Genomic DNA, 22,473 nt, shown 5'->3' with positions numbered 1-22,473 from the left:
TAAAATTTAAACTGCATCCTATGCTTTTCGATTAACAATAAAATATTTCATAATACTTTAAAAAATTAAGGTTGAATATGTAATAGAATTTCAATCTGAACTGTTTAATTAATATAAAATCAACCGATCAAAAAATTTTAATATAAATTTTAATCACTGAAAATCAAAACATTAATTTTAAATCAAAAACATTTTAAGTACTTTGTATTGCATGATACTAAATTTATTATATATCTTTGCAATGTTAAATAATAATAAATACAAGCTATTAAAATCTCTAAAATATAAAATCATGAAAACTCAGATTCTTATCGCCGCCATATTCTTCTCCGGATTTGTTTTCGCCCAAGAGAAATCCGACACTTTGAAAACTAAAAACATAGAAGCGGTGACTTTAAAAAAGCAGGTTTTTAAAAAGCAAAATGACCGGTTTATTTACGACGTCGCCTCATCACCCGTGGCTAAAGGAACCAACACTTTCAATCTCCTGAAGCAAACACCAATGATTTCCAGTATAGATGGTAAAACATTAAAGATTCTGGGTAAATCTGAAGCGGTGATCTACATCAACAACAAAAAATCCAATATGGATGCTGATGCATTAATAGAAATGCTGAAAAATACGCCTTCGGAAGATATACAGAAGATTGAAGTAATAACTGTTCCCGGCAGTGAGTTCCAGGTGGAGTCCAGTGAAGGAGTAATTAATATTGTCATGAAAAAAAACAGGAACAATGGGTATAACGGAACACTGAAGGTACAGAACGAACAGGCTTATTATAACAATCCCTCCACCAGTGCTTCTTTTAATTTCAGAAGAGATAAACTGGCCGTCAATACGAATATGAGTGTAGGAAGCTGGACGGAACGGGAAAAATACAGGCTGTCTAACGGAAATTCGACGTACATGAATGAATCATACGGCTTCAACGATGATCCGAATAAAAATGTCGGAGGAAGCATCAATATGGATTATGAAATCAATAAAAAGCAAAATGTAGGATTCACGTACAACATGCGATACAATAAAAGCTTTAATTCCGTCCTAGACATTACGAACACTCAAAACGGAATCTTAAAAAACAGGACCGTAAATAATGAAAATGCCCAGACAAGGAACCATTCGTTCAATGTAAATTATGAGGTAAAAACAGACTCTCTGGGAAGCAAACTGACTTCTAATGTGTCTTATTTGTGGTTTAACCGGGACAAGTACAGCATCAATGAAACATTTCCTTTTTACGCGGATAAAGACAATTCGTATGGCGCTTTTAAACAGTGGGTACCACAAATCATCAACAATTATGCGGCTAATGTAGACTATCTGCAGAAAACCATCAAAGGAGGTTCCTGGCTGATGGGAATCAGCTATAACAACACGAATACAGATAACGATACCCGACAAGATGTCTACCAGAGCCCCGATTTCGTTAATGATCCTAACCAGACCAACCATTTCATTTACAAAGAAAATATTCTAGGGGCTTATGTTACCTACGAAAGAAAACTTAATGAAAAGATTTCCGGAAAAATCGGAACACGTTACGAGATGACCAGGAGCACTGGGGAGATCTTAGGAAAAACCGGCTTTACCAGAAACTATAATAATCTGCTTCCTTATCTTAATCTAAATTATGCCATTAGTGAAGATCACAACCTCAGCTATACTTTTTCAAGCAGGGTAAGAAGACCGAGATTCTGGGAACTCAATCCGTCAAGAACTTATTTTACTCCGGATAACTATACTCAGAATAACCCGTTCATACTGGCTTCCAAGTTTTATAATCAGGAGATCAATTATATATTCAAGAATGCTTTCTATGCTAATCTGAGCTTTAATTATGCAGGAGATGCTTCAGGCCAGATCCCGTTACAGGGAACATTAACCCGGCCTGAGAAAGACAGCAACGGAACCGTTGTCCTTGATTCCGACGGGAATCCTAAAATGACCACAGCCAAGTTCCTGAGATATATCAGAACCAATTATGGGAACAACAAACAGCTCGGCCTGACGTTGGGTATGAACAAAGCCTGGTTCAAAGAGATCTGGACAACCAACTACTCTGCCAATCTGGTCTATGCCGTATATGCAGGTAAAGTAAGCGAAGATCCTACTTCCACGCCGAACCCGGGACAGACCGAAATTATTTCCCCCTACATAATCAATATAAAAAATCTCAGTTTCTCGGCACAGCTTAATAACAGCATCCGTCTTTCTTCCAAAAAAGACTGGTTCCTGGGAATCAATTATTTCTTCGCCGGAAAAAGCAAAGCGGAAATCGGAGAAGTAGGTGTAAGACAGAGTCTGGACATTAACGTAAAGAAGATCATGGGGAACTGGACCTTCCTGGCAGAAGTATATGATGCATTTAATCAGAACTTTTATAAGCTCAGGGGAACCCAGCCTGACGGAAGTTATAACAATATGACCAGCTTTGAGTATCCGAGAATTTTCAGTGTAGGTGCTACCTATAATTTTGGTAACCAGAAACTAAAAAAAACCAGGGAGATGAAATCTGCCAATGATGCCGTAAAATCCAGAACGTAAGCGTACAGCCACTCCTAAGATATGCCTTGGATAAAATTCAGGGCCGAAACTCAAATAAAATATATTTATGAAAACTCAAATTCTCATTGCCGCCATATTCTTCAGTGGATTTGCTTTTGCCCAGGAAAAAAAGCAGGATACCGTAAAAACAAAAACCATAGAAGGCGTTACCATGACCAAACAGATTTTTAAAAAGCAAAGCGATCGTTTTGTATATGATGTAGCATCTTCTCCTGTAGCGAAAGGTAACACGACCTTTGATCTTCTGAAGCAAACTCCCCTGCTATCCACCACCGATGATAAGACCTTTAAAATCGTAGGAAAGAACAACGTACTGATTTATATTAACGGCAGAAAAAGCAATATGGATGCAGAATCCCTTACCCAGTTCCTGAAAAACACGCCTGCTGAGAACATCCAGAAGATAGAAGTGATTACCGTTCCGGGAAGTGAATTCCAGGTGGAATCTTCAGACGGGATTATCAACATTGTACTGAAAAAGAAGATGAGCAATGGAACCAGCGGAAACATGAGAATGTCCAATACTCAGAATAAATACAATGCCAGCAATGCCAGCTTCTCTGTAAATTACAGAAAAGACAAGCTTGGAATTAACGCTAACTTAAGCGGCGGGGAAAATATCAACCCGCAATCTTATGTCTTGAAAAACGGTATCGGCCAGATACGGAACGAATCCGTAGGAAATATTGATGATCCCAATCAAAACCTTGGAGGCTACCTGAACATGGATTATCAGCTGACCGAAAAAAGCAACCTTGGCCTTTCCTGGAATTCATGGGCCAATAAAAGCTATAATTCCACCATCGATTTACTGAATACCTTAACCATGCCGAATGACAAAGGGGTTCTCGAAACCAGTTATACAAAAACTAAGAACAAAGAAGATGCAAGAAATTATAATAATTCGGTAAACTTAAACTATGAAATAAAACTTGATTCCCTGGGAAGTAAATTCAATGCCAATGCGGCTTATCTTATTTACAAAAGATTTCAGCATTCGGATAACAACACCATGTATTCCGATGTGAAGGGCAGCCCATCCGGTTTTTCACGAACAGGAAAAAAGATCATCCAGAACATTCCGCAAATTGTGAACAACTTTTCAGGAACGGTAGACTATATTCAAAAGTTTAAAAATGATTTCACCTTTTCTGCCGGAGGTAATTTCAATAAAACCAAAACCGACAACGATACCAAAAACTACAATACTGCATACGATTACGACAAAGCAACCGGTAATCTGACAGGTGTTACGACCAACCCGGATTTCAACCATTTTATTTACGATGAAAACATCTATGGGATTTACCTTACTTTCGAGAAGAAATTTTCTGATAAGTTCTCCGGAAAAGTGGGCGCACGCTATGAAATTACCAACAGCCTCGGAACCGCAGACAGCCCGACAAATACCATCCCGGAGCAGCAGTATCAGAGGATTGAAAGAAATTACAATAATTTCCTGCCTTATCTCACCTTCAATTATGCGATCAATGACAAGAATAACATTTCCTATTCATTTTCCAGCAGGATGGGAAGACCCAGCTTCTGGGAACTGAACCCGGTAAGGAATATCATTACCGAAGACAATTACACCCAGAATAACCCTTTCGTAAAGGCCTCTTCAAACTATAACCAGGAGCTGACTTACATGTACAAGAACTCTTATTTCATAATTCTGAACCATACTTATGAAAAAGACCAGATCACCCAGGTGCCTTTACAGAGAGAATATACCGATGACGAAGGAATAAAAAGGGTAAAGCTGGCCTACATCCGGACCAATTTCGGAGACAAACAGGAAATGTCTGCCATGCTTGGAATTCAGAAATCGCTTTTCAAACAGTATCTGACGTTGAATTTCAATGCAGGGATCCAGCATAACATCAACAACGGAACTTTAAATACAGATCCTACGACAGGACAGGTTTTTGACACGTATATCAACAACAGAAAATCCACCAGCCTGGTTATTAACAGCAACAATACCCTGCGCCTCGATAAAAGTAAGACCTGGTTTCTGGGGGTCAACTTCTTCTACGTAGACAAGCAGCAGATCGAACTGGGTGTTCTGAAGAATTTAATGAGCCTCGATTTGAGCATCAAGAAAAACTGGAACGACTGGACCTTTGCCGTGAATGTAAACGATGTTTTGAGAACGAATGTCGTAGAAATCGAAGATTACCAAAGTAACGGAAATTATAATTATATTAAAAACGACATGTACAGAAGGAATATCACGGTAAGTCTTACCTATAATTTCGGAAATAAAAAGGTAAAGAAAGTACGGGAGATCGAAAGTGCTTCGGACGATATTAAAAAGAGAACAAGATAACAATCATTTCTTCATATAACTAATTATTTTTTGTGGTAAACTCGCTGGGAAACCGGTGAGTTTTTTTATTTTTAAATCTATTAATTTAAACTAAGTCTGATGAAAAAGCGGCTGATGATATTTTTAAGTGTGATGATCCTGATGCTTTCGGGCTGTAGGCAGAAAACCATTGACCTGAGAGAAAATATTTCCTTCAAAGCAGAACAGAATATTTCCTACGGCAAAGATGCTGCCCAAAAACTGGATCTTTACATTCCGGAAAAGAAATGGGACCATAAGAATATTTTCCTCATCATCCATGGCGGAGGATGGCGCGGCGGAAGAAAATCGCAGCTCAACAGCTTTACCTTCGATCTGATGAAGAAATTTCCCAGTATGGCTTTCGTGAATATGGAATACCGGCTTGCTTCAACGACCCGTTTTGCGCTTCCCGATCAGACCGATGATATAAAAGTGGTTATAAATTTTGTGGAAAAGAAATTAAATATCAAACCGAAATATATTCTTCTCGGAAACAGCGCAGGCGGCCATCTTTCAATGTTTTATGCTTATCATTACGATAAGGAAAAGAAAGTAAGGGCCATTGTAAATATTGTCGGTCCAGCAGACTTAAATGATCCTGGATTCAAAAATTACGACGATTATGCTTTTGTGGAAAAACACCTCATCGATCCTAAACTTGTTGACGGAAAAATTTCGTTGATGGATTTCGGAAGCCCGGTTCACTGGATTACGCCAATCTCTGCTCCCACCCTGTCATATTACGGTACCGCTGATCATGTGGTCCCGGTTTCCCAAAAAAGAATTCTGGATTCGGTTTTGGCCAGAAATAAGGTGTACCATCAATCGTATGAATTTAACGGAGACCATGTGGGATGGGAGCAACAACCTCATGCATCGTTTTTATTGGAGAAGATTAATGATTTCCTGAAAAATTTGGATAAAAAATAAACGCTCTGAAAATTTCAAAGCGTTTTATTGTTAGTTTTTATCTTAAAACTATTTTAACACGAAGTCCACAAAGTTTTTTTGAAGCTTAAATGTTTTCTTAAGTCTCACAAAGGCGTAAACTTAACAAAGGATACAGAGCCTTTCCTCACGAATTTTGCTTAGGCTGATAAGAGGCTATCCTAACTTTTTTATTCTGATTTAAAAATTTCCGATTTTTCCGAAACGCCGTTGGCATTGAAGGCTTCGATCTGGAAATAATAGGGATCGGTACGGTCGGCCCCGGTGAAGAAATATTCATTTTTGCCATAGACCATGATGCTTCCATACAATTTGTCGGGCGATTTTCCCCAGTAGATCACGTATCCGTCGGCATCGGAATTCTGTTGCCATTTCATCCAGATGCTTCTTCTCTCACCGTACTTTTTTGGGTCAGCACGCAACGGTACAAAATTCTGAACTTTTCCAGGAACAGCTCCGGGTCCTTTTCCAAACACCCTGAATCCGCTTAATGCAAATTTCCCCGTAGGCATTTTCAGGTTTTCCATTTTCAGGAATCTGGCCTGGGCCGGTTTTTCCAGTTCTACGTAATCGTGCGGGACATCCTTTGTATTTTTGCTTTTATCCACCACAACGCTCCATTTTTTACCGTCATTGGAGCCGTAGATTTTATACTGATGCATCTTACCTAAGGTTTTCCCCATAAATTCGGCATCCTGGTCTGCATAGTTGATCTGCAGGGCATTGATGGTGGAAACTTCACCCAGATCGGTCTGGAACCATTCTCCTTTATCGCCGGTTCTGGCACTCCAATAGGTTTTAATATCCTCATCCACTGCATAATTCGAATGATACCCGCCGAGCGTCGAAGAAACCTGAACCGGCTTGTTGTAATTCAGCAGCATCCAGCCTGCAAACAGCCCTTTTGAAAAATCTTTTCCCTGGGCATATTGCGGAAGATAGGTCGGATAATCGCCATACGCGGTATTGCAGTACATCACGTCATCCTTATCGAATCCTGCGGGCCAGATGCCGAGCCTTCTTTCAAAATTATTTTTTGTGGAAATGAAAATCGTGGAAATATGCCACCAGTTTTTGTAGTTGTCCTCAAAAGTTGCTCCGTGTCCCGCTCCCCGGGCAAAACCTCCCGGTTTATAGGAAAACGGATTGTGCTGTTGGTATTCAAAACCCTCCAAAGGTTTGTTGCTGACATAGACCCCATCGGAATATCCGCTGAATTCGGTGGCCGGTGCACCGTACTGCATGTAGTATTTTCCGTTATGCTTTGTCATCCACGCCCCTTCCACGAAAGGCTGGAGAAAAACGTTGTCATTATATTCCCCGAAACGTTCCCAACCATGATCTTCAGGCTTTAGTTTAACGATCGGCTTTACAAAACCTTCCGACTGCAGGGTATTGACTTTCACTTCGGTTCCCAGCAAAGGCCATTCGTTACTGGAACCCCAGTAGAGATACAATTTATTTTTGTCTTCATCGTAGTGAAAAGCCGGGTCCCACGCCCCGACTTTCAGCGTATCGACCGCAATTTTCCAGTCGTCTTTGGTGGGATTCGTACTTTTCCAGATCGGGAAATCCTGTTCCCACGTAGAACCGAAAACATACAGCGTATCTTTCATCGCCCAGACTGCCGGTGCATTCAGGTCGTGGATGTATTTGTTGTCTCTCAGGAATTTCCTTTTTACGAATTTCCAGTCGAGCATATCATCACTGTACCAATACCCTTCCTGATTCGTCGAAAAAAGAAAGAGCTTGTTCTTAAAATTAACGATTACCGGATCGGCCGTTGCCCGATGTTTTCCCTGTTTGGAAAAAACTTCAAACGGCGTATAGCCGTAATCGATATTGATCGGGTTACAAAACGTCTTCTGCTGGGCCTTCGTACCCAACACCCCGAACAGCACTATGAACATCAGGAAATACTTCTGCATAATCTATGGTTTCTTATTTCACAAAAATAGGTAAGTTTTTTAATTGTAATCTTCTAAAAACAGATTCATTAAAAATTAGTTGTTAATATCTCTTCCTTATTCTGTTCATAATCTAAAACAGATACCCCACTATTGCTTTTTATCATAATTTTTAAAGAATCTTTTGGCTTTAAAATAGAATCCCCAACTTTAATTTTCTCATCCCATTCTGTATGAATGGGTAAACTGTCCATTCCATAAACTACATATGTGGCTCCGTGATTAGTATAGTCTATACTTTTTTTGGTCACTATAGATTTGATAGATTTACTTCTAATTTTTTTAAAGAGCAGAACATTCATATCGTCAACACTCATTGGGCTATTTTTAAAAAAAATGAAAATAAAAATAAAAATGCCTACTAGTATAAACATTAGCCTAAACATTATTGGCGGATATTTTTTATCAAAACGTATCATTGTTCCAGTATTGTATTTGTTCTTGTCCAAGCCGCACCAAAATCTAATCCGATACCAAAACCACCACCAGCAGTAATATAACCATTGTTATTTTTACCCCAAGCGTATGAATTGATATTTTGCATAAATGTCATATATTAGTTTGTCGATCCACCAGTACTAAGTGATGGTCCAAATTCTGCCGAATAATAATTACCGTAGTTACAAAAATTTAGTATGAATAATAGCAAAGGTTACATTTTATTCTAACCCAAATTTATCTTCGTAGTTAAATTTTTCAATTTTATCGGAACTTTTTATAATTACTTCTAGAGAACCTTTTGGTTTTATTATTGAATCTCCAACAAAAATCTTATCCCACCAGTCTCTGTAAATAATTATGCTATCCTTGTTTCCGTAGATCAAAAATGGTATATTGTGATTATCGTGGTTTATGTATTTTCTAGTAATTAATGATTTGATTTCCTTTTCTCTCATTTCATCTAAAAAGCCACCTCCATCTTTTAGTGAAAATATACGATCGTACAAAAACATCATTGCAATAATAAGTATTACAACTATTAAAATTCTATTTCTTCTCATTATCTCCAATCTTTAGGTATATCGCTTACAAATCTGGTTTGTGTTCTTGACAGTGAAATGCCAAATGCCGGTCTTTCTTTTGTTAATCCATACGAAAATCCAAAAGTAGAATACCCTCCTGGATATCTTCCCCATTCTTGTTTGCTTAGCAAATTCACGCCATCATGAGCTTGAACTGGGGAAGATCCTCCCCATGAAAAACCACTTCCAAATCCCGCAGTAAAACTATTTCCAAAACCTTTAAAGTCACTGACTTTAAACAATGTTTCTGGGTCTGTATTTTTTATCGTCATGAAATCAGCAGAGAAACCAGAGCTATTTGATATAGAATAGCCATAAGAGTAATAAAACTTTCCTCCCCAAGCCCCTCCATATGAATCTGCAACATAACCAATACTTCCTGTTGTTCCAACCAATCCCAAAATTTTTCGGTTATAAGAAATCTGAGCAGCCAAGCCACTTACACTAGTAGCAGATGTAGTAATTGTTCCGCCTGAAACCATACTCAATGTTTCACCCCCTTCTGCATGTAAAAGTTCAGTCTTATCATCTCCCGTTTTTACTGTAGCAGAGCCATTGGCTTGTAAGTGATACATTCTATCATAACCATCTGCAGAAGCTCCAATTGTTTTACTCCTGCCTAAACTTGTATAACTTTTGATTTGCTTATCAGTATCTTTCCATTCTATATTTCCTGTCTTATTATTTTGATACCAATCTTTTATTCGTGAGAAAGCCACTTGTGCTTCTTCACCATACAGTGGATCATTGCCATCCGTGTCAGTAAATCTGACAGGATTATTGATTGCATAGTATATGGACTCCACCTTCTGTATTTTTCAGACATAGCATCTATTACTCCCCATCTCCCAATATCCGCCATATAAAACCTCGCTCCATAGTCATGCATTCCGGATTCCGTTTGCAGTTCTTTTCCATTATAGCCGTATTTGTAAGCCGGGTTTCCGACTAGGACGTTATAGCCTTCGTGCTTCATCCCAAACGGATAATAATTATTTTCTTCAAGAACTTCCAGGCTGCTGCCGTTGTTAAAATAACTGAGCCGTATATTTCCCAGATGATCCGTATAATTGTAAATGTACTTATTATTTTCAAAATTGTAATAGCCTTCCGCAGTAGGAATAAACTTTAAGGCCAAGGCGGTTGTTTGCCCTTTTAAGCTTTCATACTGGAAATTTTCTGTGATTACCCTTTCGGTATCGGAAGAAAGCCTTTGCCATCAATTAGTAGATTCCCGCAAACCAATTTTCATAAATTTGATTCTTCTTTATGAATTTTTTCTTCCAAAAATCATTGCTTATATTTTTAGAGTTTGGGACATAAGCAATAAATTCTTCTGCATTTGGGAAAAATATAATGCATTTGCCAATATTAGAACTATCACTAATGATATTTTTCACATTTATTTGATTGAAAACTTTATTTATTTCGACAGATTGATTATAAACAAATTTTACTGCATCTTTATCATTTATATTATTTAATCTTGCGTATTCATAAATATTATACTTTTTATCTGAACTCTTTTCTATACAAGATAGATCATCATTACATTTAAAGTAAAGAAAATTTGGAAGCAAGAATTCTTTGTTATTTTTCTCTATTAAATAATAAGGATAAATATATTTTTGCTGATCTTTTAATCTAGATTCTATTTTTACGCCATAAAAAATTTCATATTGATTACTTTTGATTAAATCAACGCTTTTTTGATATGAATTTTTATTGCTTGTACAAGAACAAGAAAATAAGACTAATATGATATATTAAGTACTTTTTCATAATATTAAAATTTTGGTGATATTGCTTCAAATCCCCTTTGTGGCTCTTCTTTTGTTGCAGGAGGCCCCTGAGGATAATAAAATCCTGCCTCTATTGCTGCTTGATCCCCTGGCGAATCAAGGATTCCTGTATTTAGTCCAGGATTATCAGATTGTCCATTTACAGCATTGTTTATATGAGCTGCTGATTTGAGAGTTGTTAAACTAAATCCTAAAGTCTTACCAGCTTGACCCCATAAAAAATTTCCAAAATCAAAATTATTATATGCCATTCCAGAGTCTTTAGCTCCATTTCCATTCACAAGATGCAATGTTCCATAATCAACAAGCGGACTTGTCGCTACATGATCTAATTTTCCACTACTTGTTCCTGACAAAATAGACTCTCTTCCTGATGGTCTGCTTTCACGTTCAATATATTTCCACCGATTTTCAGTAGTTGTTTTTGATCCATTCCTAACCATTTCACCTTTTATCTGGGATTCACTTATAAACCTAACTTTAGTTATCCTGCCTGCCTTAATATCCTTTGCATCTGCCTTGGGATCATTCATATTATATCTTCCAATTTCTTTCTTAGATTTTGAATCCTGTATAACAATCTGATCTACTTTTGTTTTTTTATATCCTATATAATCTCCTTTTTCATTAAATATAAAATCATCAGGTTTCCTTCCATCTGGATCAATAAATCTAATTGGATTATTAAAAGCATAATTATATTGACTATGCCTTCTCATTTGCTCCGCCAGCGGATCCACCACACCCCATCTCCCAATATCCGCCATATAAAACCTCGCTCCATAATCATGCATCCCGGATTCAGTTTGCAGTTCTTTTCCATTATAGCCGTATTTGTAAGCCGGGTTTCCGGCCAGGACGTTATATCCTTCATGCTTTAATCCAAAAGGATAATAAATGTTTTCCTAAAGAACTTCTATGCTGCCGTTATTAAAATAACTGAGCCGTGCATTTTAGTAGCAATCTATATTACTTAATCTGGAGTAAAGATATTTAAAATAAAGGAGTGTAAAGAGGCTGACTTATCTGTAAATCATTGCATATAATAGCATGCTTATTATATAAATTATATATAAAATTATGATTAACAACGGAAAAAGTATTACTAATTTTATTTTTATATCAGATTTACTATATTTCTTAATATTATAAATGGAAATAAATGAAAAAAATATAATTCCTGGAAAAAAATAGATCAGAGTAATTATCATTTTTAGTTTTTTATACGTATAATCAAAAAAAGTATACAAGAAAATTATACTTATTGCAAAGAATACAAATAATATCAAAACCTTATTAGGGGCAAATTTTTTCTTAAAAATATTTTCCATTATTTACTTTTTAATAAATTTCTAAAGAAGAATATTGCTCTCTGGTCAGCTGGGGTGTCATATGATTGGTTAATTATTAGCTCATATAGGTGAGAGCTAGCTTTTACTTCTACATTTGGCAGACCTAAAGAAAACGTCCACAATCCCCACATAGCATTTCCCGCGTCCATAAGACTAAATATAGTATTTGTTTTTCCAAATCTGATATTGTAAAATGAATCATTTTCATATACATGGTCTCCATTCTCTTCTCCTATAACGCTAGATAAAAAATGTCCTGAAAAATCTCCGTTACCCCACATAGATTCTTTCGCAATTAATGCATTTGCTGCTCCAAAAGCACCAATTTTCCTTAAAAATCTGATACTATTGTTAGATTTTACATCATTTACTGCTCCAACTGTTTCATCCATACTTACAGGATAATAAATCCGATCTCCTTCATTAAATTTTCTCGATAAAAAACTTTTATTAACTCCTTGAGGATCATTAAAGAACAATTGTTTTCCACTTTCATCAAAAAATCTGTTTGGCTTGCCATTTACAACCTTTTTTAAAACTGTACCATCATTTTTAATTGTTATATCATCTTTGGGTTTTGACGACATAGAGTTTTGAAGTTGCCTAAAGAAAGCTTGTGCTTCTTCACCATATAATGGATCATTGCCGTCCGGGTCAGTAAATTTGATAGGGTTATTGATTGCATAATTGTATGGACTGTGTCGTCTATATTTTTCAGACATATTATCAATCACACCCCATCTCCCAATATCCGCCATATAAAACCTCGCTCCATAATCATGCATCCCGGATTCAGTTTGCAGTTCTTTTCCGTTATAGCCGTATTTGTAAGCCGGGTTTCCGGCCAGGACGTTATAGCCTTCATGCTTCATCCCGAAAGGATAATAATTGTTTTCCTCAAGAACTTCCAGGTTGTTGCCGTTGTTAAGAACTGAGCCGTACATTTTAGGGAGAATTATGGTGAAGGAAGTTTTAAATCTTGATTATCATAACTAAATTGCTCTAATTTATTTAAATTTCTGAAGATAAGCTCTAAAGATCCTTTAAGTTTTATTACTGAATCTCCGACATCTATTTTATCTTCTGAATATCTATAAATAATTATACTATCTTTTTTCCATATACAATATATGGAATACCGTGATTTTCATAATCAATATATTTCTTAATAATTATTGATTTTATTTTCTTTCCTCTCATTTCATCTAAAAAGCCATCTCAACTTTTTAATGAAAATATACGAGTGTACAAAAATATTAAAGCTGCTATCATACATCCCAGTTTCCTGAAGCTCTTTCCCGTTGTACTTATATTTGTAAACCGGTTTTTCTGTTAAATATTATACCATATCTTCGTTTGGAAAGTCTGTTCATTTCCCAACAAAAAAGGGTTGATAAAAATTAATATAAATCAAGAACTTTTTCAAAATAATCTTTAACCATATTTTTGTTTTTTGTAAATATATAAGGCGTATATGATTTACTTGATGAGTCATAAAGTAATATTTCAGTAGGCTCAACTCTAAATAAATACATAGGTTTTTTAACAATTAACTTCTGTTTTAAAAATAAGTACATCATTTGTGTATTCTTATCAATATATAATGAATCTATTTTCGAACCTTCATTTTCCAAATACTCATTTTGTATTTCATAATTATACTGGATCGAATAATTGCCTATTCGACTCGGATTAATATCTTTATTTCTTTCGAACCAAGATAAAAACATATTAAGGTCACGCTGTCCGACAGTATACGTAATTTGTATGGTGTTGTTTTTAATTGCAGTCAATCCTATGCCCATATAAGGAGCAATGGTAACTTTTTCTTTAAGATTTCCTTTTATATCAAAAAGCTGAATTGAAGGCGCTCCTTCATCAGTGGTATATCTAATACGCATTATATCTGTTTTGCCTGCAATAACTTGATAAGAAAAACCAGCTCCTTCAAATTTACCGAAATTGGAATTTCCGCATGATAAAAATGAAAACAGTAGCAAAAGGAAAAAGTTTTTTTTTATTTTGAACCCCATATTATTTTACTTTTTGTTTTGAATCCTTGACGTGTTGTTACATTTTCATAGCCTAAACGTTGAAATAGATTAGAGTTAGAATCTTCTCCATATGTAGGAGGACCTACCTTTTTGGCTTCGTTTTTCCAGTAGGAATTTTTAAAGATCAATCCTACTTTACTGTTACCTGATAAATTAAAACCTCCTGCATTCAACATAAAATCCATTTTGGACTGTCCTGTCAACGAAGCCGCTCTACCAGCTGCAAAATTCCCAACGTCTCTAGCTGATACATATACTCCTTCTGAAATTTGTGAGCCAGCATATAAACCGCCTCCATTTTGACTTTTATAATCATATTTATCACCATTTCCTCCATTTAAAGCATAGTTTTGTCTTGTAGCGAATCCTAATCCGAAATTGTTTTCAAGATCTTTAGAAATTGCACTACTAAAGTTATTCAACCAATCTCTTGCTTGGTAAGAACCAAAATTTATCTTTCCTGCCGGCCGACCACTTCCATCAAATTCTGTAAAAGAATTCCAAACCAATGTATATCCCATTTTTTCTCCACCTGCCGAAGTATTTTCTTTAGAATAATTTTGATTAAGTTCTTTTTTAGTCTCTTCGGTATTACCATCATGACGGTAAACACCTAAATCACCATCATTATAAACAGCAATAACTTTTCCAAATTTATCTGTATGAGTACTCTCCGTACCACGTCCATCCGGATCAATAAACATTATAGGATTATTAACAGCATAATTGTAAGGTGACCATCTACGATATTCTTCGCTCAGTGGATCCACTACACCCCATCTTCCGATATCCGCCATATAAAACCTTGCTCCGTAATCATACATTCCACTTTCCGTCTGCAGTTCCTTACCATTGTACTTGTACTGATATGAAGAATTACCTGCTAGTCCATTATATCCTTCATGCCTCATCCCAATAGGATTATTCAGTCCCACTATTTCTCTTGTTCTCCAATAGTCGATACAATTCAACTGGTCTTCTCGATATCTAAAGATACTCGCGGAACTCTCCAGCACGGAGAGTTCTTTATTCAAAGAATACTATAATTTACAAATATTTGTATTTATATTACCCAATTTTAATCAATTAACCTTATAAGCTCACCTAAATACAAAGATTTATTACTGAGATTACAATCTGACGGAATATTTATAATATATTCGCTTTTACTTTTTAATTTCCCTCTTTGCAAAACTATTGCTGTGTTTTCTACACCATCATAATTTTTTATAAAATCAGCTATTGGAAGATTATCCTTGTCAACAACATATAGAGTATCATTATTATATATATTTTTTACAACATAAAAATTTGATTCTTTTTCATTTGATGCTGAATAATAAGATAATAATTCAATATAAATATTATCTTGAGGTTGAGTTAATTGAGAAAATCTAATTTTTCTCTCAGTTAATGATGCTTTTTCTGTACAGGAAAAACATATTATTACTAATACTAAAACTAATTTTTTCATCTTTCGTATATAGGATTAATTTTTCTACTATTTAATTTACCTGTCTTATATAGTCTATACATTCTATTCATTTGATCAACGGTTAAACCAGTAGGTTTCCGTATAGTTCCTTGTATCATAAAATTACTTTTAAGGGTTGAAAATGTTTCAGGTAAATCAAACCAAGTTTCTTTTGTTGCCATAGAAGGATGCTGTAATCCTGCAGTATGGCCAACTTCATGAGGCATAGTCTTATTATTTGTACCATTAATCATATCGTTCACATATTTCTCATTTACTGATATTTCCTTTCCGTTCATTTCACTCGCCGCAATTTCAGTTTTTCCATCGTTAAAAGCATCATGGAATTCTTTTGAACTTGAATTTTTTATTTCTATCAGGGTATCGGTACTCTTAAGATCTTCTTTATCATCAATAGCTCTAATATTTATGTTTGCAGAAACTGTAATATTTGGATTATTTCCAATATTATTAAAGATCTTTTCAGTTTGTGATTGGACAGCACTGGCAAATTTCTTCATATCAATTTTTCTATTTGAAGAACTATTTAATACGGCTCCTGTAAATGTTATTTGATAGTGAGTTGTATTTGTCTTTTTATCATAACTTTCAGTAATAGTCCAGTCTCTACCATCCGGATCAATCATCATGATAGGATTATTGGCAGCGTACATCATGGGGTTTAAACCTGGATGCTTTTCCGCCAGCGGATCCACAACACCCCATCTCCCAATATCCGCCATATAAAACCTCGCTCCGTAATCATACATTCCGGATTCAGTTTGCAGTTCTTTTCCGTTATAGCCGTATTTGTAAGCCGGGTTTCCGGCCAGGACGTTATAACCTTCATGTTTCATCCCGAATGGATAATAATTATTTTCCTCAACAACTTCCAGGCTGCTGCCGTTGTTAAAATAACTGAGCCTTACATTTCCAAGATGGTCCGTGTAATTGTAAATATACTTATTATTTTCAAAATTGTAATAGCCTTCCGCAGTAGGAATAAACTTTAACGCCAAGGCGGTTGTCTGCCCTTTTAAGCTTTCACCGGATTCGTATTGAAAACCGTCCAGATACTCGGTTGTTTTTGTTTTAAGCTGGGTAACTGTTCCTAACGGATTAAAAGGTGCATAGTTGTAGGTCTTTCTAAGCTTTATTCCGTCTGCACGGTACAGGTAAGAAGTGTTTTCACGTTTTACGCCTAAACGGGTATATAAACCTTTGTAAAAAATAATGTTGGAAGGAAGGTTAAGATAATTGTAGGTTATGTTCAGAATTCCTTTGTCCTGATAATGATTGATATTGGCATTATTGTCATACTCTATCTGGGTCCCAGACGTATCGGGATACCCCCGATAATCAGTAGATGAATCCGTTACGGTATTCAGCCTGTTTCCGGTATAGGTATATGCTAAAATATCGATGATGCCGGCAAAATTACCCTGGTCAACATAAGCAGATCTTTTCAGATTGGTAATATTTCCGTTCAGGTCATAATCCATTTTTTCAAAATATTCCTTTGCGGAAGGGTTGATATCTTTCTGATAAAATCCTGCAAGCAGCCTGTTGAGGCCATCATACACATAACCGTATCTTCTTAAATGATCGCCGGGAACCGTGGAAGTTTTCCAAGCTGTTTCAGCAATATTCCCATTGAATTTAGGCTTTACTTTCAGGCTGGAGAAATCAAGATTAGGGGTTTCCATACCTTCCACCACCGTATAATTGATCTTATATCCGAAAAGGTCGCTTCCCAAGTTCTGAGGATCGTTAATTTGGGTCATCCAGCCGCGGATGTTGTAAGCGTAATCTATATTTTGCAACGAAGCGGAAACGGAAACTCCTCCCACTTTTTTACTGGTAATCTGCGACAGGTCGTTATACGTATTCTGTGTCAGGATCTCTTCAGGGTTACTGTCCACCTGATGTTTATGGACTAGTAACCTGTTCTGGGCATCATACTGGAAATTCTCTGTAATTACTCTTTCCGTATCGGAAGAAAGCCTTTTATGACGGGTAACAGTCTGCTGGGCTACACCGGAAAAATCAAAAAGAGATTCTGTTTTGGTATATCCGCCCAGGTGGTTAAAAGAATAGATTCCGACGGCTCTTCCTCTTTTATCATACCAGCTGTAATTTTTCGTCCAGTTATTATTTTCAATATTTTTCACAAAAGAAGCTAATGGAAGACTTTTGGTAGTAATTCCTGAAGCAGCCGTATCTGTAATAACCTCCTGTGCCAGGATCTGTGTTGGTAATGCAGGAGCTCCTGAAGGATATGTATCGTAGTAATTGACACCTAAAACCGTCATTCCCGTGGTAGGAAAAGCATTTTTCGTATAATAGACCTCCATTCCGTTCAGCGTAAAAGGAGTGCTGCTTCTTGCTTCCATGTTTTCGGAATTGGAAGTCATGTTATTAATTTCCGTTTGTAAGGCCGCTCTTCCCGCCGTACTGGCAAAAAACCCGGTATAGACCACTCTTCCGAACTGATCATACTTCGTAAACATCCATCCCGGTGTATTAAAACTATTGGAAGCCGTTCCGAGATTAGGATCCTGCGAAAGCACAAGACGGTCCTGGCGGTCATAAACCATGTATTCCCAGCCTTTACCCGGAAGCTTTTTTTCCACCAGCCTGTTCCGTTCGTCGTATTTGTACTGGTAACAGAGCTGGTCCAAGATAGTTTGATTTACCGCTCCTGAAACGGAAGCTAACGGAGGAATCACATAAGCCAGCTGGTTGTATTCATTATAAACATAATAGGTGTCAGCCTTTTCCGTGGCACTCAACATTTTTCTTATCAGGATGGTTTGACCCTCTTTATTTTTAAATTCAATGCTTGTATTTCCATCTTCATCGGTAGCCGTATTCTTATAGAGCTGGTTTTCTCCATAGGTTCCGGAAAGGCTGATGGAGGATTGTAAGGTAGAATAACTATAAGTCGCCGTATATTTATTGACATCACCTCCGTTGACCTCATATTCCAATCCTACCGGATGCTGTTGCCAGTCTGATCCCGGCTGCACCTGGCTAAGCACCCTGTTTAAGGGAGAAACTTCCATATTATTGCGCGAAAAAGGGAAATTATCATTGTAATAGGTTTGTGCAGCACTGCCCACCCCGGACTGGATGGCCCCGTTTGAAGTAGCCATCGGTGCCGGAAGCCAGCTCTCGGTCTGCCTGCCGAACGGATCGTACGGAATTTGGATCACCAGGTCTTTGCCTGATGGGGATGCTTTCACACTGACCACCTGGCTTGGTCTTCCCAAGCCATCGAAATACTGTACCGTTTCGGCAATTTTGGGCGTCCCGGGAAGCGAAGGGTCCGATAAATTGGTTTTGGTATAGATATAGTTTTCTCCGCTGCTGGGATTCGCCTGTGCAGAGAGGATGCCCGATGCTGCAAACAGCATCCAGACAGGAATGATTCTTTTTTTCATGGATCCGGTTTTATGGTTTATAGTGGTAGTTGGTCGTTTTGATGGTTTTCTTTACATTTCCTTCCATGATGTATACTTCTTTCAGCCTGCCGAAGGCATCATAATCATAGTATTCGGTCTGGCCGTTTTCATTCATGATGCTGGTCTGGGTTTTATGGAAAGGATCGTAGGTATAGGTCTTCATCCTTGCATCAACCGGGTATACCCGAACCTCATCGATATAGGCGTAGTTTGACCCGATACTGTAGTTTTGTGAGCTTCCCAGGGTAACGGTATTTTCCACATACTGCCAAGGCGAAGAGGCACTCGATTTGCCCCAATAGGAAACAATCACCTTATCATATCCTAAGGCAGCCGGAGGCAGATTAACTATATACGCTCCGGTGTGGGAAACCTTCCCGGTCATCGCATAAGCGGAACTGATATCGACACTTTCTTCTTCAAAACTTGTATGGAACGGAACAGAAGCTTCAACAGCATTGTATACCGTGAAGTTAAAATTGTTTTCAATCTGTCCCTGGTATCCGTTGTATCCGATATTGGTCAGCTTTACTTTATAGGTTCCCGGCTTTAGATGTACCGAAGGTGAAGTATAGGTATAAAAGTTTCCGGAAGCTGGTGTCGTATCGGTAAAAGATACGGAACCGCTGCTGTTACTCATATTCTCAAATGAAATTTGGTACATCACCGAATAATTTTCAGGATAACGTTCATAAGTACGGTCAACTTTATAATTCTTTTCCTCTGTAATGGTAAATGTTCCTAGTTCATAAGGTGTATTCCCCATAGGAATCTGAAGTCCGGAATAAGACACATTTAGATCATTGTTTACTATTTCCGATACATATTTTGCATTTTCTACAGCGGCAATCGGTAAGGTTTTGTTGTATCCCCAAAAATACGTCAGCGGGTTGCCGACGTCTTTTTTTACCGTCAGAGGATTGGCTTTGCTGTCATAAGAAAGATAGCGGATCCTGTTTTCCAGCGGACTTGCCGCATCCATCTGCGCTTTTACGATTTCCGGCTCGATGATGTTGTTTCCCCAATCTTTGTAGGAGGTCTGGGTTTTTTGGAGCTGTTTATTCAAAGTGGTATTGCTTAAGGTCTGCTCTATCACCGGCGTCAGAATATTTCTACTCAACATAGTCTGATAAGGCTGTGACGAATTAAAATCGTAAGGATATTTATATTGGGTGAGTATGTTTTCTCCTTTGCTATTGACCGTGGTTGTTTGCTGTACCATCAGGTTATGCTGATTGTACGTGTAGGCTGTAGAATCTGTCACAAATTTATTAGGATTTAAACGATCGTATGTTCTTTTAATACTGTAATCCAAAAGGTTAGCATTCTGATAGGCTTTAGTGTTATGCGCCCGTATGGATTGGGTATACAATACAAGGCAATTATGGCAACCGTATTCAGTAAGAAATATATTTTTTAAGTTGGCGAGGTTGGTAAGGGTTCTTGTGATATTAAAGCCCGTTAGAAATTCTTGCTGAAAATGATCAGAATATTGAAAGATCTCTTCTGAAATTTTATTTCCTGCCTGATTCTTTATTAATTTATATCCTAGCTTTGGTTCATAATTTCCCCAGTCCTCCTGATAGGTGTGAAGTTCTCTTATTAAATTCGTATAGGAGATATGATCAGGAGAGGAATAATGATATTCTGTGGAACCTACATTATTCGTAGGAATACCATCATACTCTGTAACATCGAGATATGCAATGGGCATTCCGGGAGTTAAATCATGGGATACAATAGGATTCGAAGTAACAATAGTTTGTTTGTAATAACGCCAGCATCCACCCATGCCCTGACAGTTAACAAAATCGCTATAGGGATCTTCTAAATCCAGTGTCCATTGCGGGTAAGTATAAAATTCCGGATCGATTATATTGAATTTTGGTTGGCTGTACTGATATGATTTAATATTCGCAACATTGTTGTCTTTTGAATAATTCGTGATACTTGCTACCCTAAAGCCCCCTATATATCCGCCGCCATTAATGCCCCGATAAACTCCGTCAGCATATGCTCTTTCAAATTTGAATTCAGTTCTTCCACCGCTGGGGTATTTAATTTCTTTTAGCATGCAGGCTTTTGAAAAATAACCGTTATCTGCTTTCCGATCGCCCCCGTATCCTGTACCATTGACAGGATTCTGATATTCTTGTGGTAAAAAATTATACGGAATAGCAGTACCATTATAGTTGGATCCATTATAATAGCCCCAAAAATCATAAGACCTTGAAGAATATGCCGGTAGCATCATACTTTGCTCATAGTTAAATGTGTACTTTTGAATGTTCTGAGCATCTTCTCCGTAAATATTCAGCATATCCAATTTCAGCCTTTTATCCCTGTAATTTGTATTTTCATATCCTATCGTACCAAAATAACTTTGCTGAAAAATGATTTTTTTCTTTACCGTATTTGGGTAATTTTTAGGTGAAATCTGTACTTCTGTAAGTTTTTTTAAGTTAGGAAAATCTTCTCTGTTGGCATAAAGAAAATTAATAATTACATCTTCGCTCTCAACAGAAGATAGGATAACTGCGTTTGTAGCTCCACCTGTTCCTCCCATACTTGTGCTTGGATCACCCGGAGAAGGCTGAACCTGACAACCACCAACTCCGATTACGAAATCTTTTTTACTTGCGAAAGTGTCATTAGGTATTCCATTCGGAGTTGTTTGCACATAATTGTAAGAAAATTTTATTTTTTCCTCTCCGTCAGGTGAAGTCATTTCTGTAAGAAACCATTCAGAGGAGCCGTAACTCGAATCCTGAAATTTTTTAAATTTATGGATTATACCCTGATCGTCGACTATTTGAAATTCCGTAACCACATTCCCGTTGGATTGATTCTGTTCTATCGTCTTAGTTATTTTAAAAGGACGGTAAGGAAGGGTTATTAACGTACTCATTTGGGGATAATTATATCTGAAAACTCCTGAGACTCCATTCGGTAATTTGTAAAAATATCTATCGCTCATTCTATCCTCACGCGCATCCAAGTACATTTCCATGATATGAGGGCCTGAATAAGTGTAGCAAAATGAGTTATATCCCGACATAGCTATAGTAGGTACGGCAGCCAAAAATTCTTCAGCATTTGCATAGATATTGTTTGTGGCGCCTTTTTCATCTATCGCATCCAACATTGTTCTCGTAACAATTCCTCCTGCGTTTAGGACCCATCCCAATCCTACTTCAGAAGGAATATCATAAACTTTAATGCCTGAAGAATGATATGAAATAGATATCGGTAGAGATAATTTCTTACCCTGTATTGTATGTATAGGAATCTCAATCTTTGGTACTCCTGTACTGTAGTCTATTGGGATTTCCCCATATCTCATGAAATTTTGTGCAACAGGCGAGGGTGAAATGATAGTGGGAAGTTGGAGATTCTGATTACCTTGCTGTCCATAAAGTACAATTGATAACAAAGTAAATAGCAAAATTGTCTTTCTCATGTATGTAT

General features: G+C 37.1%; 17 protein-coding genes. 3 read left to right on the top strand and 14 right to left on the bottom strand.

All coding sequences use genetic code 11. The features are described 5' to 3' along the window. Positions 1 to 292: 292 nt before the first annotated feature. The 3 genes from ACED20_RS04435 (at position 293) to ACED20_RS04425 (ending at position 5,852) form a co-directional block, all read left to right on the top strand. Complete coding sequence (locus tag ACED20_RS04435; protein ID WP_294240708.1) at positions 293 to 2,548, top strand: outer membrane beta-barrel family protein; 2,256 nt, start codon at positions 293 to 295, stop codon at positions 2,546 to 2,548. A 67-nt stretch (positions 2,549 to 2,615) separates the two neighbouring features. Then, on the top strand, positions 2,616 to 4,901 hold the full coding sequence (locus ACED20_RS04430) for a TonB-dependent receptor domain-containing protein (protein WP_294233845.1): 2,286 nt from the start codon (positions 2,616 to 2,618) through the stop codon (positions 4,899 to 4,901). Positions 4,902 to 5,000: 99 nt separating this feature from the next. Further along, positions 5,001 to 5,852 carry an alpha/beta hydrolase gene (locus ACED20_RS04425; RefSeq protein WP_294233844.1) on the top strand — a complete coding sequence of 284 codons (852 nt, stop codon included), beginning with the start codon at positions 5,001 to 5,003 and terminating at the stop codon, positions 5,850 to 5,852. 188 nt (positions 5,853 to 6,040) lie between these two features. On the opposite strand, the gene ACED20_RS04420 is transcribed toward ACED20_RS04425, so the two are convergent. From ACED20_RS04420 to ACED20_RS04355, 14 genes are all read right to left on the bottom strand, one after another. Continuing rightward, positions 6,041 to 7,798 (bottom strand): discoidin domain-containing protein, encoded by a 1,758-nt coding sequence (locus ACED20_RS04420; protein ID WP_294226122.1) that lies wholly within the window; start codon positions 7,796 to 7,798, stop codon positions 6,041 to 6,043. 68 nt (positions 7,799 to 7,866) lie between these two features. After that, a complete protein-coding gene (locus ACED20_RS04415) occupies positions 7,867 to 8,154 on the bottom strand; it encodes a hypothetical protein (RefSeq protein WP_378103609.1) in 288 nt (95 codons plus the stop codon). A 98-nt stretch (positions 8,155 to 8,252) separates the two neighbouring features. After that, the gene (locus tag ACED20_RS04410; RefSeq protein WP_378103608.1) at positions 8,253 to 8,381 is read right to left on the bottom strand and encodes a hypothetical protein; all 129 of its coding nucleotides are present in this window, start codon (positions 8,379 to 8,381) and stop codon (positions 8,253 to 8,255) included. A 115-nt stretch (positions 8,382 to 8,496) separates the two neighbouring features. Then, positions 8,497 to 8,838, bottom strand: coding sequence for a hypothetical protein (locus tag ACED20_RS04405; protein ID WP_378103606.1), 342 nt, complete (start codon positions 8,836 to 8,838; stop codon positions 8,497 to 8,499). Then, positions 8,838 to 9,665: a hypothetical protein gene (locus ACED20_RS04400; protein ID WP_378103605.1), complete on the bottom strand. Its 828-nt coding sequence runs from the start codon at positions 9,663 to 9,665 to the stop codon at positions 8,838 to 8,840. The genes ACED20_RS04405 and ACED20_RS04400 overlap by 1 nt, the downstream gene beginning before the upstream one ends. Further along, positions 9,560 to 9,997: an RHS repeat-associated core domain-containing protein gene (locus tag ACED20_RS04395; protein WP_345767102.1), complete on the bottom strand. Its 438-nt coding sequence runs from the start codon at positions 9,995 to 9,997 to the stop codon at positions 9,560 to 9,562. Before ACED20_RS04395 ends, ACED20_RS04400 begins: the two co-directional genes overlap by 106 nt. Before the next feature lie 85 nt (positions 9,998 to 10,082). After that, positions 10,083 to 10,439, bottom strand: coding sequence for a hypothetical protein (locus tag ACED20_RS04390; protein ID WP_345767101.1), 357 nt, complete (start codon positions 10,437 to 10,439; stop codon positions 10,083 to 10,085). A 206-nt stretch (positions 10,440 to 10,645) separates the two neighbouring features. After that, complete coding sequence (locus tag ACED20_RS04385) at positions 10,646 to 11,518, bottom strand: RHS repeat domain-containing protein (RefSeq protein WP_378103675.1); 873 nt, start codon at positions 11,516 to 11,518, stop codon at positions 10,646 to 10,648. A gap of 473 nt (positions 11,519 to 11,991) precedes the next feature. Beyond that, a complete protein-coding gene (locus tag ACED20_RS04380; protein WP_345767099.1) occupies positions 11,992 to 12,957 on the bottom strand; it encodes an RHS repeat-associated core domain-containing protein in 966 nt (321 codons plus the stop codon). 456 nt (positions 12,958 to 13,413) lie between these two features. Continuing rightward, positions 13,414 to 14,046: a hypothetical protein gene (locus ACED20_RS04375; protein ID WP_345767098.1), complete on the bottom strand. Its 633-nt coding sequence runs from the start codon at positions 14,044 to 14,046 to the stop codon at positions 13,414 to 13,416. Further along, the gene (locus ACED20_RS04370; protein WP_378103603.1) at positions 14,031 to 15,101 is read right to left on the bottom strand and encodes an RHS repeat-associated core domain-containing protein; all 1,071 of its coding nucleotides are present in this window, start codon (positions 15,099 to 15,101) and stop codon (positions 14,031 to 14,033) included. The genes ACED20_RS04375 and ACED20_RS04370 overlap by 16 nt, the downstream gene beginning before the upstream one ends. 44 nt (positions 15,102 to 15,145) lie before the next feature. Further along, positions 15,146 to 15,541, bottom strand: coding sequence for a hypothetical protein (locus ACED20_RS04365; protein WP_294266573.1), 396 nt, complete (start codon positions 15,539 to 15,541; stop codon positions 15,146 to 15,148). Then, positions 15,538 to 18,984, bottom strand: coding sequence for a DUF6443 domain-containing protein (locus ACED20_RS04360; protein ID WP_378103601.1), 3,447 nt, complete (start codon positions 18,982 to 18,984; stop codon positions 15,538 to 15,540). The genes ACED20_RS04365 and ACED20_RS04360 overlap by 4 nt, the downstream gene beginning before the upstream one ends. A 10-nt stretch (positions 18,985 to 18,994) precedes the next feature. Then, positions 18,995 to 22,465 carry a hypothetical protein gene (locus tag ACED20_RS04355; RefSeq protein WP_378103599.1) on the bottom strand — a complete coding sequence of 1,157 codons (3,471 nt, stop codon included), beginning with the start codon at positions 22,463 to 22,465 and terminating at the stop codon, positions 18,995 to 18,997. Positions 22,466 to 22,473: the final 8 nt, after the last annotated feature.

The organism is Chryseobacterium sp. sg2396, from assembly GCF_042610505.1.
Lineage (GTDB): Bacteria > Bacteroidota > Bacteroidia > Flavobacteriales > Weeksellaceae > Chryseobacterium.
The sequence above is the reverse complement of the archived record's forward strand: the minus strand, read 5'-3'. Positions and strand labels throughout refer to the sequence as shown.

Bases quoted from the DNA above. Each gene is read 5' to 3' on its own strand.
- ACED20_RS04355 (WP_378103599.1), bottom strand. From the start codon at position 22,465: ATGAGAAAGACAATTTTGCTATTTACTTTGTTATCAATTGTACTTTAT.
- ACED20_RS04415 (WP_378103609.1), bottom strand. From the start codon at position 8,154: ATGAGTGTTGACGATATGAATGTTCTGCTCTTTAAAAAAATTAGAAGT.
- ACED20_RS04425 (WP_294233844.1), top strand. From the start codon at position 5,001: ATGAAAAAGCGGCTGATGATATTTTTAAGTGTGATGATCCTGATGCTT.
- ACED20_RS04365 (WP_294266573.1), bottom strand. From the start codon at position 15,541: ATGAAAAAATTAGTTTTAGTATTAGTAATAATATGTTTTTCCTGTACA.
- ACED20_RS04405 (WP_378103606.1), bottom strand. From the start codon at position 8,838: ATGAGAAGAAATAGAATTTTAATAGTTGTAATACTTATTATTGCAATG.
- ACED20_RS04375 (WP_345767098.1), bottom strand. From the start codon at position 14,046: ATGGGGTTCAAAATAAAAAAAAACTTTTTCCTTTTGCTACTGTTTTCA.
- ACED20_RS04380 (WP_345767099.1), bottom strand. From the start codon at position 12,957: ATGTACGGCTCAGTTCTTAACAACGGCAACAACCTGGAAGTTCTTGAG.
- ACED20_RS04430 (WP_294233845.1), top strand. From the start codon at position 2,616: ATGAAAACTCAAATTCTCATTGCCGCCATATTCTTCAGTGGATTTGCT.
- ACED20_RS04420 (WP_294226122.1), bottom strand. From the start codon at position 7,798: ATGCAGAAGTATTTCCTGATGTTCATAGTGCTGTTCGGGGTGTTGGGT.
- ACED20_RS04435 (WP_294240708.1), top strand. From the start codon at position 293: ATGAAAACTCAGATTCTTATCGCCGCCATATTCTTCTCCGGATTTGTT.
- ACED20_RS04360 (WP_378103601.1), bottom strand. From the start codon at position 18,984: ATGAAAAAAAGAATCATTCCTGTCTGGATGCTGTTTGCAGCATCGGGC.
- ACED20_RS04410 (WP_378103608.1), bottom strand. From the start codon at position 8,381: ATGCAAAATATCAATTCATACGCTTGGGGTAAAAATAACAATGGTTAT.